This is a genomic window from Pseudomonas sp. OVF7, from assembly GCF_030644265.1.
GTDB lineage: Bacteria > Pseudomonadota > Gammaproteobacteria > Pseudomonadales > Pseudomonadaceae > Aquipseudomonas > Aquipseudomonas gorinensis.
The window spans coordinates 6,430,093-6,443,889 of sequence record NZ_CP128996.1 but is presented as its reverse complement, the minus strand read 5'-3'; the positions used below and the strand labels follow the sequence as shown (position 1 = coordinate 6,443,889).

The window sequence follows — 13,797 nt, the reverse complement described above, 5'->3', positions numbered from 1 at the left end:
GTTATTAGGGCCGTAGGGGCGGGTAAGCCGAAAAATCCCCTTTGGATGAAGGGCATATAGCTATCAGAGGAAGGAAGCCTTTCTGCTTCTTGTAGGAATATACCCGCCAGGCAGTGCCGCCAGCGGGTATGTGAGCACTCTGCCGAGAGCGGCGTCAGATCAGGTGGAGATGGTTATCCCAGAGCCCAGCCGGCAACTCCAACGGTTTTGCTAGCAACTCTTTCTGGCGGCAATCGTAAAAGCGGCAACGGCCTTGGCCTGACGTGACGACAAACCCATCCGCCACCGGCCCGACACCGGCGCAGTCCGGCAACGGAGCGTCCAGGCGCAGTTCAGCGCTGTCGATGTCCCAGATAAAGAAGCGGTTACCCCGTGGGGCGGTCAATGCCACCAGGCGCAACTCACTGTGCACCGCGACGCTGGCGGTGTAATGACCCATTGCCTGCAACTGTTCATCCGCCACTGGAAACGCCACGAACGGTTGCCCTGGGCGCTTGATCGCCAGCAACTCGGAACGCTCCTGGGACGGCCCCATGAACTGTTGCCCGGTAAGGACGGTGCCATCACCGGCGATGCCCATATGGCGCACGCTGTTCATCGTCTGCCCGAGGGTTTCCTTGCTGATCAGCGTACCGTCGCGCTGCATCAGCACCAGGCTCGGTTCCATGGCATTGAGGTTCATCTCCACGCGGCTTTCGGCTTCGGTGCGAATGCCGCCGTTGGCAACGACCAGGGTTTCGCCGTCGGGCATCCACGACACCTGGTGCGGGCCGATACCGTGGGTGGATAGCTCACCGCTGTGCACCAGGCGCTCGCCTTCGAACCTGTAGACACCGAGCAGGCCACGGCCGGGGTCGGACGTGTCGTTCTCGGTGGCGTACAACCAGTCGCCGCTCTTGTGGATCACCGCATGGCCATAGAAGTGGCGATTGGCATGGGAGGTGACAGTCTGCAGCAGCGCGCCGTCGCGCAGGTCGATCAGGTAACTCTCGGTGCCCGGGCGGCGGGCGACGAACAGCGCTATCGGCAGCGTCGGGTGGTTGATGATGTCGTGGCAGCGCTGGCCGACCTGGGTGGCAAACACCCGCTGGCCGTCCAGGCGATAGCCCACGGCGTAATGCTTGCCGTCTGCATCATCGCGTGCCGACAGTAGCAGTGGGCCCTTGTCCTTCTGCTTGAACAACGTCCAGCCACCCAACGTCACTGCGCTGAGCAGCAGGCTACCCATCGCCAAAGCTTGTCGCCTGAGCATCATCAGTCACCGTCGTTGGCGTTGAAGCCCAGTTGGATGCCCAGCGCCTTGGCCAGTTCGCCTTCGTGCAGGCGGTGGACAACGTTGAGGCTGTCATAGATATCGTTAAGCTGCTGGCGGCCGGCATCATCGGCCAACAGTTCGTTCAGCGTGCGCTGGTTGCTGGCGAACAGTTTCAGGGCGGCGGCATAGGCGGCGTCGATCTTGTCGGCCAAGGGCTTCTGCGCTGACGGCAACAGGCCACGCAGGCCCTTGTTGTCGACCCCGACCCATACGGTCTGGGCGGCCGCCAGGCTGGCTTCCAGGCTTTGCAGGGAGGATTGGCTGCGCCACATATCGGCCTGGAACGGTTGCGCAATGCCCTTGGTCTGGCGGCCCATCGGCGTGCCAAGTTTTTTCTTCAGGGTGTCCAGGGCGGTAACCTGCGCACGCAACAGGTCGGCGATGGCTTCGTGGGAGTCGGCATAGCGCTGGTTCGGAAACTTGCTCATCTGCGCGAGCATGCCGTCGGTGCTGTTCCAGCTCGCCAGGATCTCTTCGGCCAGGGCTTTCTGGCGCTCGCCAATCGCCACCAGCAGCGGGCAGTAACGGGCTTTCTGCGCGTCGTCGGCGAGGTCGGTCTTGGCGTCGTAGAGGATGTATTCATAGGCCGACAGGCCCTGCACCACTACGCTGGACTTGGCCAGGGTGGCCGCATCGATCTGTGGCTGGGCGCTGACCAGTTGCTCGACCTGGCGGCCCACCAGGTTTTTCTTGTCTGGCCAGAACTGCACCTGCCACGAACGGTTGCCCTCGGCCAGTGGGCCGATCAGCAGCGGTTGCAACTCGGCCCAGGCCTTTTGCGCGTGAAGGAAGTCGGCGCGCGCGGTATCCAGGCTTTCTTTGCCTTGGCAGTAGGCCAGGGCGCTGACGGCCAGTTGACGGTCGGCTTCGACCCAGCGGCTATACGTTGGCAGGATCACTTGCTTGGCGATCGCCGCTGAGGTCACGGCTTGCGGGTCTTGAGGCGAGCAGGCGCCGAGGGCGAGGGCGGCCAGGCTGGTGAACAACAACTTGGGACGGAACATGTCGAGCTCCCTTCTGTAATGGGGGTGACGCTTATAAAGAGTTCAGGAACGCCAGCAACGCAGCGCGCTGTTCGGCATTGAAGGACAACACATGCTGCTGCGCCGCCTGTGCTTCACCGCCGTGCCAGAGCACGGCCTCCAGCAGGTTGCGGGCGCGGCCGTCATGCAAGAACTGGGTGTGGCCACTGACGGTTTGCGTCAGGCCTATGCCCCACAACGGCGGGGTGCGCCAGTCGCGGCCGCTGGCCTTGAATTCGGTACGGTGATCGGCCAGGCCTTCGCCCATGTCGTGCAACAGCAGGTCGCTGTAGGGGCGGATCACCTGGTTGGCCAGTTCAGGTTCGGCGGCGTTGGCCGCCGTGGTGAAGGCCGGAGCATGACAGCCCTGGCAACCGGCCTGGTAAAACAGGTTTTTCCCGGCCAGGACTTGCGGCGCATTGACGTCGCGGCGTGCGGGCACGGCAAGGTTGCGGGTGTAGAACAGCACCAGGCGCAGGATATTGTCGCTGACTTCGGGTTCGCCATCGGGGCCGTTGCCGTTGGGCGCCTGTTTGCAAGCCACTTGGGCGTCGGTGCAGTCATCGAAGGGCCTCAGGGAGGTCGTGAGGCCCATATCACCGGAAAATGCGTGAACATTTTGTTGATTGAGATTGGGTTGCCCGGCTTTCCAGCCGAAACGCCCGAGGACGGTCTTGCGCTGGGCATCGTCCCAGACCCAATTGGCCCGGCCGACGATGGCGCCTTTGGCGGCGGTCTTCGGGTCGGTGTTGCGCAGGATATCCGCATCAGGGATGGCTTCGAGCAACCCCAGGCCGATCATCGGCGGGGCGATACGCGCGGAAACACGCGTATCGGGGTGCATCGGCCCGTAGCCGAGCTGGGTGATGCGCAGGTCCGGCTTGCGCAACTCGACCACGGTACCGTCCTTGAACGTCACATTGACCGGCGTGTAGTCGACCCGCACCTTGCCTTCCGGCACCACCCCCGGCACGGCCATATCCTGCAATTGCCCGCCGTAGACCGGCTCGGGCACGACGCCGAGCTGCTCGATCACCTTGGCGTAAGGCGGCGTATCCGGGATCGACAGGCGCACCAGCATCGACACCGCATTCGGCGCATCGGGCAACGGTGGGTGGCCACGGCCGTCCTTGATATGGCAGTTCTGGCAGGCGTTGGTATTGAACAGCGGGCCCAGGCCATCGCGCGCGGTGGTGGTGGAGGGCGCGATCACCCAGGGGCTGCGGAAGAAACTGTTGCCGACGCTGAAATCCAGGCGACGGGTCGGCGCCAGGTTGGCCGAGGGCAGGGAGAACGCGTTCTGGTCGCGTTTGTTCACCGTCGTCGCGCCGCCGGCTCGTGCTTCACCGGGCTCGGCCTGGGTGAAGTGCGGGGCGTCGTCGCACGCGGTCAGGCTCAAGGCCATTAATGCGGCAGACAGGCGGAATAGCGGACGGAACATCGAGTTTCCCGGACGAAGGCTGAAAATCAGGTCGCAAAGTCTAACAGGGCGGGGCAGTTTGAATAAGAGCAATTATCGTTTGATGGCATCCCGATTCATTCCCGTTAGAATGACCGCACATTTTTTCTGGAGGTGGCCAATGCAGGCTCTCGACGCTTTGCTCAACCGTGTTTCCGTGCCGCGCTTGCTGGAGCCTGCACCGACCCAGGAGCAGCGCGATGTGCTGTTCGCCGCCGCCATGCGTGCGCCCGACCATGGCCAGTTGCGCCCTTGGCGTTTCCTGACCGTCGAAGGCGCGGCCCGTGAGCAGATGGGCACGTTGCTGGCCGAAGCCGCGCGCCTGCAGGACCCCGACGCACCGCAAGCGCTGATCGACAAGGCCCAGAATGGCCCGTTGCGCGCGCCGCTGGTGGTGGTGGTGATTGCTCGCCTGCAGGAACACTTCAAGGTGCCGAAATCGGAGCAGTTGCTGGCGGCGGCTTGTGCAGCCCACGGCATTCTGCTGGCGGCCTATGCCCAGGGGATTGGTGCGGTGTGGCGCACGGGTGAGTTGTCGTACTCGGCCCACGTGGCCAAGGGCCTGGGGCTGACGGCGGATGAGGAAGTGATTGGCTTCCTCTATTTGGGTACACCGCAGAATCCGCCGCGTACGGCAGCTAAAGAAGACCTGACGCAGTTTGTCAGCGCCTGGACCGGTCTTTAAGGCAAGTGTGATCCAAATGTGGGAGGGGGCTTGCCCCCGATAGCGGTGTGTCATTTATAGATAAGTTGACTGACACTCAGCCATCGGGGGCAAGCCCCCTCCCACATGGGTCCTGTTGTGTTTTTTAAACCCTGAACTGATCCATCAACTTCATCTGCTGGCTGGCCAATGCGTTGAGTTGGCTGCTGACCGCCGCCGACTCGGTGGCCTGTTCGGTCAGGGTCTCGGTCACGCTGCGGATCGCCGAGACGTTGCGATTGACCTCTTCGGCCACCGCGCTCTGCTGCTCGGCGGCGCTGGCGATTTGCAGGTTCATGTCGCTGATTACCGTCACTGCGTCGCTGATCTTGCCCAGGGCCTGCACTGCCTGATGGATCTGCCCGGCGTTGCTCTGGGCCTGGTGCTGGCTGGAGTGCATGGTCGCCACCACTCCTCGGGTGCCGCTCTGGATGCGTTCGATCACCAGGCGGATTTCCTCGACCGAGTCCTGGGTGCGTTTGGCCAGGTTGCGCACTTCATCGGCTACCACCGCAAACCCTCGCCCGCTTTCCCCGGCACGTGCGGCTTCAATCGCGGCGTTCAAGGCCAGCAGGTTGGTCTGTTCGGCAATGCTGCGGATCACTTCCAGTACGGAACCGATCTGCTCGCTGTTGACGGCCAGGGCTTCGACTTCGCTCACGGCTTTGCTGACTTCTTCAGCGAGGGTGGTGATGTCGCGGGTACTTTGCTCGATGATCGACATGCCTTCACGCGCCGACTGGTCCGCCCCGCGTGCGGCACTGGCGGCATTCGAGGCGCTGTTGGCGACGTCATGGGCGGTGGCGCTCATTTCGTTGGAGGCGGTGGCCACTTGGTCGATTTCGCGGAATTGCACCTGCATGCCTTCGCTGGTCTGGCGTGCAATGGCCGAGGACTGGTCAGCCGTGCCGCGCGCTTCGGTGATGCTTTGCTTGATTTGCGCGATGGTCGGTTGCAGCTTGTCGAGGAAGCGGTTGAACCAGTTCACCAGTTCGCCCAGTTCATCTTTCTTGGCGTAGGCCAGACGCTGGGTCAGGTCACCGTCGCCGCTGGCGATGTCCTTGAGCATGGCGGCCACACTGTTGATCGGGCGGGTCACGCCGGTGGCGGTCAGCCAGACCAGCAGCAGGCCCAGCAAACCGGCAGCCGCCGCCACCAGCAAGGCCTTGAGCGTGCCGCTGGCCTGGGCGTCGTCGAGCAACGCTTGCAGCTTGACGTTATCGGCCAGCATCACGCTTTTGGGCAGCTTGATCACGATGCCCCAGGCTTTGGCGTCGGCAATCGGCTTGACCGGGTACACGGCGCGAATGGTCCCGTCCTGTTCGCGGATCATGCGGTTATCGCTGGCCAGCAGTTGCACGATTTCCTTGCCTTCGGCGCCAAGGGTATCGATCAGGTTCTTGCCGATCTTGGCCGGCTCGCCACTGTAGGCGGCAATCAGACCGGTGCTGGAGAGAATCTCCAGGTGGGCCGCACCGTTGAACAGGTCGTGCTGCGCGGCATCGGTGGCGGCTTGCAGGGTGTTGAGGGCGATGTCGACACCGACCACGCCGATCATTTTACCGTCCACGATCAGTGGCTGGGCGATGGTGGTCATCAGCACGGGTTTGCCGCCCACCGTATCTTCATACGGGTCCAGCAGGCACGTATTACGGGTGTCCCGTGGGCAGGTGTACCAGATGTTGTAGGGCGTACCGTTGAGGGTGAGGGTGGTCTTGTTCAGGTCATCCTCGACCATGATCGTGTTCAAGCCCTCGCCGCCGGCGCGGCTCCAGTAGCTGGAGAAGCGGCCTTTTTCGTTGGACACACGGGCCTTGTCATTGATGAATTCGCTGTCCTTGCCATCCAGGCCGTTGGGTTCGAACGACAGCCAGAAACCCAGCACCTTGTTGTTGCGCTCGAAGGCGGTTTTTACGCTCTGGTTGAGTTCTTCACGCAGGGCGCCGGCCTCAAGGGAGCGCTTGGTCCCGAGGTTGCGCAGGTCTTTGATCTGGTCGGCCAGGGCGGTCAGGGCCACCAGGCTATCGCCAAAGGTCTTCTGCAACTGTACCGCTTGCTCCCCGGCCTTGGCCTGCAGCAGTTGTTCCACGCTGGCAGTGAGCATTCGTGAGCTTGAATCGCTGACCAACTGATCGTTCTGGTGGGTGTTGTAGATATTGATACTGACGACCAGCGCAATCACCCCCAGCAGGCAAAGGCCGGACAACAGCACGATTTTCAGGCGGATGGAGAGGCTGATGAACATAGGCTTACTCGCGAATGAACGTGTTGGAGGGCAAGCAATTCAGGCCAATTCCATTCAGCGCTATGTCTGAAACATCGGCGTAACAAATCAATTCATGAGAGGTAGGCGATAAGCGGTAGGAAAACGGCTACAGTCGGCGTCACACGGGCTGTGCGAGCCGTTCGGGGCGTGACCAGATCCACAGGTTGCCCAGGCTCATCCCGGCGATTGCGAGGTAGACCGGCCAGCCGTGATCCAGCATCACCAGCATCAGCCCGGCGCACAGCAGCATGCTGACGGTGGCGCTGAACTTGGCCCGGCGCGTGATGATCTTGCCGTTGCGCCAGTTGAACAGGATCGGTCCGAACAGGCGGTGGTTTTCCAGCCAGGCACTCAGGCGTGGCGAGCTTTTGGTCGCGGCCCAGGCGGCCAGGAGGATGAATTCGGTGGTGGGCAAACCCGGCACGACAATCGCCACCAGCCCGATGCCCAGGCTGACGTAGGCCAGCAGGCCGAAGAGAATCTGCGCGATTTTCGAGGTGGATTGGGTTTTGCCGGTCATGGTGAAGCTTTTCTGGGGGAAGGTTTACAAAGAAGTCCGCACTGAAATGCGATCAACATGTGGGAGGGGGCTTGCCCCCGATGGCGGTGGGTCAGTTACCTATTTGTTGGCTGATGCACTGCTATCGGGGGCAAGCCCCCTCCCACATGTCGACCGCATTTCAATCTGGGGGATCAGGCCAGTTCAGGGGCGCTAGCGTACGCCTGTTCCAGCAGCACGGTGAAGCGCACAAACGCATCCACCGCGCCTTTTTCCGCTGCGGCGTCTTCTTCGGCGCTCAATTCGAGCGCGTCGAGGGTACGGGTGAAGCGCTTCCAGCCTTCGGCACGACCGCCGGCCGGCTCACCGAGGTGGCGAGCCCCGAAGGTTTCGCTCAGGCCCAAGCCCACGGCACGCTTGATCAGGAACGCCGCGCCCAGCTTGGAGCCTTCAGACACGAACAGCCAGCCCAGGGCTTCGGCCTTGCTCGGGTTGTTCACCGCGCCGGCAACCGGTGCAGGCACTTGCGTGTCCAGGTCGGCCAGGTCCAGCTTGGCCGCTTCGGCGCGGCAGCGTTCGGCCAGGTCGGGGATGATCTTGATCAGCGCGGCATCGTTGTACAGCGCCACCAGTTCCGACTGGAACAGGTACTGCGCGACCACGAAACGCGCGAAGTTGGCCTGGGATTCAAACGGTGCATGTGCCTTCACCAGCGCGTCGAGCCGGGTATGTGGCGCGTGGGTGATCTGGTTCAGGCGTTGGGAGCGCAGGCTTGGGCGTTCTGCGGTAGGAGAAGCGGTCATGAAAAAGTCCTTGAGAAGGGGAGCGCCTGTTGCCCTGAAGAGAGCTGTTATCAACTAGACGAACAAGAAGACGCGGCACAGTAAAAAATCCTCACCTCGTCGCTGACATTTCGACGAGGTGAGTCGGGTGTTGTCAGATATCCCAGATCACGTTGATCGCAAAGTTGCGACCGGGCTGGGTCAGGCGGTCGAGGTTGGCAGGGCCGGTCACCGCGGCTTCACCCACGCTGTCGTAGCTGCGCACGTCATCCCAGTTCCAGTACTTCTTGTCGGTGAGGTTGTAGAGGCCGCCGTTGATGGTCACGTCGTTGGTGACTTTGTAGAAGGCGGTCAGGTCGACGACACCGAAACCAGGGGTCTTGAAGGGGCCGCTGGTGTCGCCGTCCGGTGCGTGGAAGGTACTGCTGTCGACGCGATCCTGCTTTTTCACCAGGGTCCAGCTCAGCAGGCCACCGTAGTTGTCCTGCTCGTAGCCCAGGCCGAATACGCCTTTGAGCGGGTTGACGCTGTTCAGCGGTTCGCCGTTATCGTCGTTGCGACCGTAGGCATAGGACACCGAACCTTGGGTGTACAGGCCCTGAGGTGCACCGAACGCATCCAGGTTCAGGCGGCCTTTGGCTTCCGCGCCCTTGATGGTGGCGCGCTTGATATTGATGGCCTGGAACTGTTCGAGGGTGCCGCCGACAACGGCGTTGTCTTCGTCGATGAAGTCGCGGTACTTGTTATAGAACGCGGTGATCTCGAAGGAACCCGCGTCGAACTTGCCGCGAATCCCGGTTTCGAGACCCTTGCTGGTTTCCGGCTTGAGGTCCGGGTTCGGCTCGACGGTGTAGCCCAGGTTCAGGTTTTCAAAGCGGCCGTACAGCGCCTTGGCGGAGGGTGTACGGAAACCTTCGGCATATTGGCCGAACCAGGTGTATTGATCGGTCAGGGCGTAGGTCAGGCCAAACTTGGGCGTCACGCGGTGCCAGGTCTTTTCCTGGTCGCTCACGGGGTCGGCCCCCGTGGGGTTTACGGTATTGAGGAACGCCTGGGTCAGCTTGGGCTTGAGCTGGGTGTAGTCGTAGCGCACGGCGGGCAGGAAGGTCCACTTGCCCCAGGTGACCTGGTCTTGTGCAAACAGCGAATAGGTGTTGATGGTCGGGTCCGGGAAGTCGCTGGATTTATTCACGCTGTCACTGGCCATTGGGCTAGGCGCGCCCACGGCCGTGCAACCACTGCCGACGACCAGGCAGGTGGCGCTGCCTTCGCGCGAGCCGGTGACTTTTTGCTGCTTGAGGGTGGTGCCATAGGTCACTTGGTGATCGGTCTCACCGAGGCTGAACGCTTTGTCCAACTGCGCGTCGAAAACCCACTGTTTTTCTTCGTAAAGCGTGTCGCGGGTGCGCAAGACGCGACGGCCCGATTGATAGATTTCGGCGGTGGTCTGGTCGGTCTTGGCGATCTGGTAGTTGAGGCTGGTCTTGATGCGGTCGGCAATCGGCGACTCAAGGGCAACGCTGTTTTCCAGGCCGAAACGTTCACGGGTAATGGTGTCGTTACCGCGACGATCACGGTAGAGGTTGAAGCCTCGGCCGCCGATGAACGGGCCGCCCACCGCGTTCTTCAGGTTGACGTCGCGATCATCCTTGTACTTCTCATACGTCACGCCCAGGCGGTTGTCATCGCCATAATTCCAGCCCAACTTGGCCAGCACGTTGGTGGTGCGCGCGTCCTCCGGGTTGGCGCCCGTGCGGGCCAGGCCGGTAGCGTTGTTGCCGTCGTAGGATTCGGTTTCATGGCCATTGCGCTGGCTCAGGTGCAACAGGCCGTCGAAGTCCTGCATACGGCCGGCGACCGTGGCGGAGGTCAGCCAGCTTTCGTCGGCGGAGCTGTAGCCGGTTTTCAGACGGGCGCCGACGTCCTGGCCGGGCTTGATGATGTCATCCGGGTCAAGGGTGAAGTAACTCACCGCGCCGCCGATGGCACTGCTGCCGTACAGGGCCGAGGCCGGTCCGCGCAGGATCTCCACGCGCTTGACGATTTCCGGGTCGACGTAGTTGCGACGGGTCTTGGCGTAGGGGCCGTTGAAGAAGTTGTCCGGCACTTCGACACCATCCACCTGGGTGAGGATGCGGTCGCCGTCGATGCCACGGATGTTGTAGCCCGCGTTGCCGGAACGGGTGCCTGCGCCGCCCACCGAGACGCCGGGCTCGTAGCGCGCCAGTTCGCGAATGGTGTTGACGTTCTGGCGGTCCAGCTCTTCGCGGCCATGCACGCTGACGGTGCTCGGTACGCTGTTGATGTCCTGCTCATTACGGGTGGCGCTGATGGTCACCTGTTGCAGATTCAACGTGCTGCCCGCCACGCGCTTTTCCAGCACGATGTTGTTATTGCCCAATTTGCGGTAGCTCAGGTTGGTCCCCACCAACAAGCGCTCCAGGGCTTTTTCCGGTGACAGCGCACCGTGTACGCCAGGGGACGATACACCCTGGCCCAGCTCCGCCGGCAGGCCGATTTGCCAGCCGGTCACGCTGGTGAAGGCATTCAGGGCCGAGACCAGCGGCTGCTGCTCAATGCTGAAACGGTAGTTGCCGTGGCTGCGGGCAACGGGCTCGGTGGTCGTGGCGGCCATCACGGGCGCACCGGCCAGCAGGATGGCGACGGTCAGCAAGGACAGCACGGGCGAAGAAGACCGGCGGTTGAAACGAGAGGACATCGAGAGCGCTCCGGAGGTACGAGTCTTATAGTTGCGAACCGTTCCAAATAGGAATCAGTTGCATTGGCTAAGACGAGACGTACTGCCGCAGGCTATCGAGTAAAAATAATTCTCATTTAGTTCAAGATCACCAGTGCCGGATATTCCGACAGCTTGGCCGAGGTGATGTGCGCCAGGGAACGCACCACGTCCAGCGGTTGGTCGAGGCGGTAATTGCCGGTGACGGCGATGCTGGCGAGCTTGTCGTTGGTGTTGACGATCCAGCCCGGGTAATAGCGGCGCAATTCGGCAAGCACTTCGCTCATCGGGCAGTTTTCGAAAATCAGCCGGCCCTGGACCCAGGCCAGGTCTTTGTTGGCATCGAGTTTGGCGGGCGGCCCAAAGCCCTTGGGGCCGATACGGATGCTTTCGCCCGCGCTCAAGCGCACACGGGCGTCGTCGAAGGTAGTGCTCAGGTCGACATCGCCGCGCTGCACTTGCACCTGGGCTTCGCCATTGAGGTAGCGCACGGCGAAGGCCGTGTCGCGCACGCTGGCGCGGACGGGGCCTGCGTCGATTTCCAGGGGCAGGCCGCGGCTGGGTACCACTTCGAAAAACGCCTCGCCCTGGTACAGGCGGGCGATGCGCTGATGGTCCTCGATGCGGCTGGAAAACGCCGAATTGGTATTCAGCAGTACTTTCGACCCATCGTCCAATTGCAGGCGCTGGCGCTCACCTACCACGGTGAGATGGTCCGCCTGCAGGCGCACGGGCAGGTTGCTGAAACTGAACAACCCCAGCAGCAACACGGCAGCGGTGGCCAAGGGTTTCCAATGCGGCTGCAGGCGACGCCAGGCGCTGGGTTTGCGTGGCGCCGCCAGGGCCACCGCGGCACTGTGTACGGGAGCGCCACCCCAGGCAGCCTGCGCCTTCCCGAACGCGTGGACGTGCGCCGGGTCGCGGGCCAGCCACGCTTCAAACTCGGCCTGCTGCCCGGCCCGCGGGCACTGCAAGGCGATCAGCCAGTCCAGTGCCTGGTCCATAGCCGGGTCTTGCAACACCTCATCCGCCAGCTCATGGGGGCGCAGGTTATTCGGGTCCATCACGGTGTGCCTCGGGTCTTCGCCACGTTTTATTTATCTTTTCTACAGCCTTGGTCGACATTTCTGTCGGATGAAGCTTAAGGCTGATCCAGCCGTTCGGCCACACCTACGCAGATGGCCATGATCAATTTCAGTTCCTTTTGCACGGTGCTCAAGGACACGTTCAACTGATCGGCAATCTCCTGGTAGCTGCAACCGTGCAGGCGGCTGAGGATGAAAATCTGTTGCTGGCGCGCGCTCAACCGGCCAAGGCTGACACTCAAGTGTTCGAGCAATTGTTCGGCCTGGGTGGCGTCTTCGGGGGTGCTGATGGGGGCAGCGACGCTTTGCAGGATGTCCAGTGGCACATCTTCCTGCAGCGTGCGGGCCTGGACCCTGCGCGAGCGCAAGTGATCCAGCGCCAGGTTACGGGCGGTCTGGTAGACGAAGGGTTCAAGGTGGTCGATAGGCCGCTCGCTCAGGGCCCGGGTGACGCGCAGGTAGGTTTCCTGCACCAGGTCTTCGGCGGTGCTGGGGTTATTCACCATCCGCTGCAAGGTGCGTAGCAGAATCAGCCGTTGGCTGAGAAAGACATGGTTGAAGCGAGATAGGCTCACAGTGATACCTGACCGATTGGCAGTTAATGATAATGCTTATCATCAATGCAAATGGCAAGTGGCACTTTGCTGCAACACGGTGAACTCTGCAGACGCGCGCTTTTGTGGCGAGCGGGCTTGCCCCGCGTTGGGCTGCGTAGCAGCCCTAATAAGAACACCGCGTTTTTCCAGGCAAAACGCGGCGGCAGTTTTTGGGGCTGCTACGCAGCCCAACGCGGGGCAAGCCCGCTCGCCACAACAAGCCCGCTTGCCACAGTAAGCCCGCTTGCCACAACAAGCCCGCTTGCCACAGTAAGCCCGCTTGCCACAACAAGCCCCGCCTGAACACAGGCGTTATTCGGCGTTGCACAGCGCCAGGCAGTTATCCAGCATGCGGTTGGAGAAGCCCCATTCGTTGTCGTACCAGGCCAGCACCTTCAGCAATTTGCCGCTGACCTTGGTGTGATTGGCGTCGAAGATCGACGACAACGGGTTATGGTTGAAGTCACTGGATACCAGCGGCAGGGTGTTGTAGCCGAGGATTTTCGAGTGCTGGCTGGCTTCCTTGAGCAGCGCGTTGACTTCTTCCGCGGTAGCTTCTTTCTTCAGTTGTACGGTGAGGTCCACCAGCGACACGTTGATCACGGGTACCCGCACGGCCATGCCGGTCAGTTTGCCCGCCAGTTCCGGCAGTACCAGGCCAACCGCTTCGGCGGCGCCGGTCTTGCTCGGGATCATGTTCTGGGTGGCCGAACGCGCCCGGTACGGGTCGGTATGGTAGACGTCGGTCAGGTTCTGGTCGTTGGTGTAGGCGTGAATCGTGGTCATCAAGCCGCTTTCGATGCCCAGCTCGCGATGCAGCACTTGGGCCACCGGCGCCAGGCAGTTGGTGGTGCAGGAGGCGTTGGAGATGATCTGGTGGGATTGACGCAGAATGTCATGGTTCACGCCGTAGACCACGGTAGCGTCCGCGCCCTTGGCCGGGGCCGAGATGATTACCTTGCGCGCGCCAGCGGTAATATGGGCGGCCGCCTTGTCGCGGTCGGTGAACAGGCCGGTGCATTCGAACACCACGTCGATCTTGTGCGCGGCCCATGGCAGGTCGGCCGGGTTGCGAATGGCACTGACGGCGATCCGGTCACCGTTGACGGTCAGGCTTTCCTGATCGTGGGCGACCTCTGCCTCGAAAGTACCGTGTACGGTGTCGTATTTGAGCAGGTGGGCATTGATCGAACTGTCGCCCAAATCATTGATGGCGACGATCTGCAAATCCTGGCGGTAGCCTTGGGTATACAGTGCGCGCAGGACATTGCGGCCGATACGGCCAAAACCATTGATTGCGATTCGAAGAGTCATTGGAAAGTGCCTGTCGTCG

Annotated in this window: 11 protein-coding genes and 1 pseudogene; 1 reads left to right on the top strand and 11 read right to left on the bottom strand. The window is 62.0% G+C overall.

Annotated features, from left to right (window positions below):
• Positions 1 to 154 precede the first annotated feature (154 nt).
• The 3 genes from QU606_RS29320 to QU606_RS29310 are packed head-to-tail and all read right to left on the bottom strand — an operon-like array spanning position 155 to position 3,778.
• Positions 155 to 1,252: a DUF1513 domain-containing protein gene (locus tag QU606_RS29320; RefSeq protein WP_304997890.1), complete on the bottom strand. Its 1,098-nt coding sequence runs from the start codon at positions 1,250 to 1,252 to the stop codon at positions 155 to 157.
• Positions 1,253 to 1,254: 2 nt separating this feature from the next.
• Positions 1,255 to 2,319, bottom strand: coding sequence for an imelysin family protein (locus QU606_RS29315; RefSeq protein ID WP_069076908.1), 1,065 nt, complete (start codon positions 2,317 to 2,319; stop codon positions 1,255 to 1,257).
• Positions 2,320 to 2,350: 31 nt separating this feature from the next.
• The gene (locus tag QU606_RS29310; protein WP_024077203.1) at positions 2,351 to 3,778 is read right to left on the bottom strand and encodes a di-heme oxidoredictase family protein; all 1,428 of its coding nucleotides are present in this window, start codon (positions 3,776 to 3,778) and stop codon (positions 2,351 to 2,353) included.
• A gap of 139 nt (positions 3,779 to 3,917) precedes the next feature.
• Between QU606_RS29310 and QU606_RS29305 the strand changes: the two genes are divergently transcribed.
• Positions 3,918 to 4,481 carry an NAD(P)H nitroreductase gene (locus QU606_RS29305; protein ID WP_024077202.1) on the top strand — a complete coding sequence of 188 codons (564 nt, stop codon included), beginning with the start codon at positions 3,918 to 3,920 and terminating at the stop codon, positions 4,479 to 4,481.
• 124 nt (positions 4,482 to 4,605) lie between these two features.
• On the opposite strand, the gene QU606_RS33135 is transcribed toward QU606_RS29305, so the two are convergent.
• The 8 genes and pseudogenes from QU606_RS33135 to gap all read right to left on the bottom strand — a co-directional run bounded on the left by QU606_RS33135 (position 4,606) and on the right by gap (position 13,778).
• Entirely contained in the window at positions 4,606 to 5,310 is a 705-nt protein-coding gene (locus tag QU606_RS33135; protein WP_370531132.1) for a methyl-accepting chemotaxis protein, read from the bottom strand.
• Positions 5,311 to 5,511: 201 nt separating this feature from the next.
• A pseudogene (locus QU606_RS33130) lies at positions 5,512 to 5,568 on the bottom strand (hypothetical protein); the annotation flags it as partial.
• A gap of 1,315 nt (positions 5,569 to 6,883) precedes the next feature.
• Entirely contained in the window at positions 6,884 to 7,285 is a 402-nt protein-coding gene (locus QU606_RS29295) for a YbaN family protein (RefSeq protein WP_024077200.1), read from the bottom strand.
• 173 nt (positions 7,286 to 7,458) lie between these two features.
• Complete coding sequence (locus QU606_RS29290; RefSeq protein WP_024077199.1) at positions 7,459 to 8,067, bottom strand: biliverdin-producing heme oxygenase; 609 nt, start codon at positions 8,065 to 8,067, stop codon at positions 7,459 to 7,461.
• 133 nt (positions 8,068 to 8,200) lie between these two features.
• The gene (locus QU606_RS29285) at positions 8,201 to 10,765 is read right to left on the bottom strand and encodes a TonB-dependent receptor (protein ID WP_304997889.1); all 2,565 of its coding nucleotides are present in this window, start codon (positions 10,763 to 10,765) and stop codon (positions 8,201 to 8,203) included.
• 116 nt (positions 10,766 to 10,881) lie between these two features.
• The gene (locus tag QU606_RS29280; protein ID WP_069076913.1) at positions 10,882 to 11,847 is read right to left on the bottom strand and encodes a FecR domain-containing protein; all 966 of its coding nucleotides are present in this window, start codon (positions 11,845 to 11,847) and stop codon (positions 10,882 to 10,884) included.
• Between the two features lie 77 nt (positions 11,848 to 11,924).
• Positions 11,925 to 12,443: an RNA polymerase sigma factor gene (locus tag QU606_RS29275; RefSeq protein WP_024077196.1), complete on the bottom strand. Its 519-nt coding sequence runs from the start codon at positions 12,441 to 12,443 to the stop codon at positions 11,925 to 11,927.
• A 333-nt stretch (positions 12,444 to 12,776) separates the two neighbouring features.
• On the bottom strand, positions 12,777 to 13,778 hold the full coding sequence (gene gap, locus QU606_RS29270) for a type I glyceraldehyde-3-phosphate dehydrogenase (protein ID WP_015885658.1): 1,002 nt from the start codon (positions 13,776 to 13,778) through the stop codon (positions 12,777 to 12,779).
• Between the last annotated feature and the right edge of the window lie 19 nt (positions 13,779 to 13,797).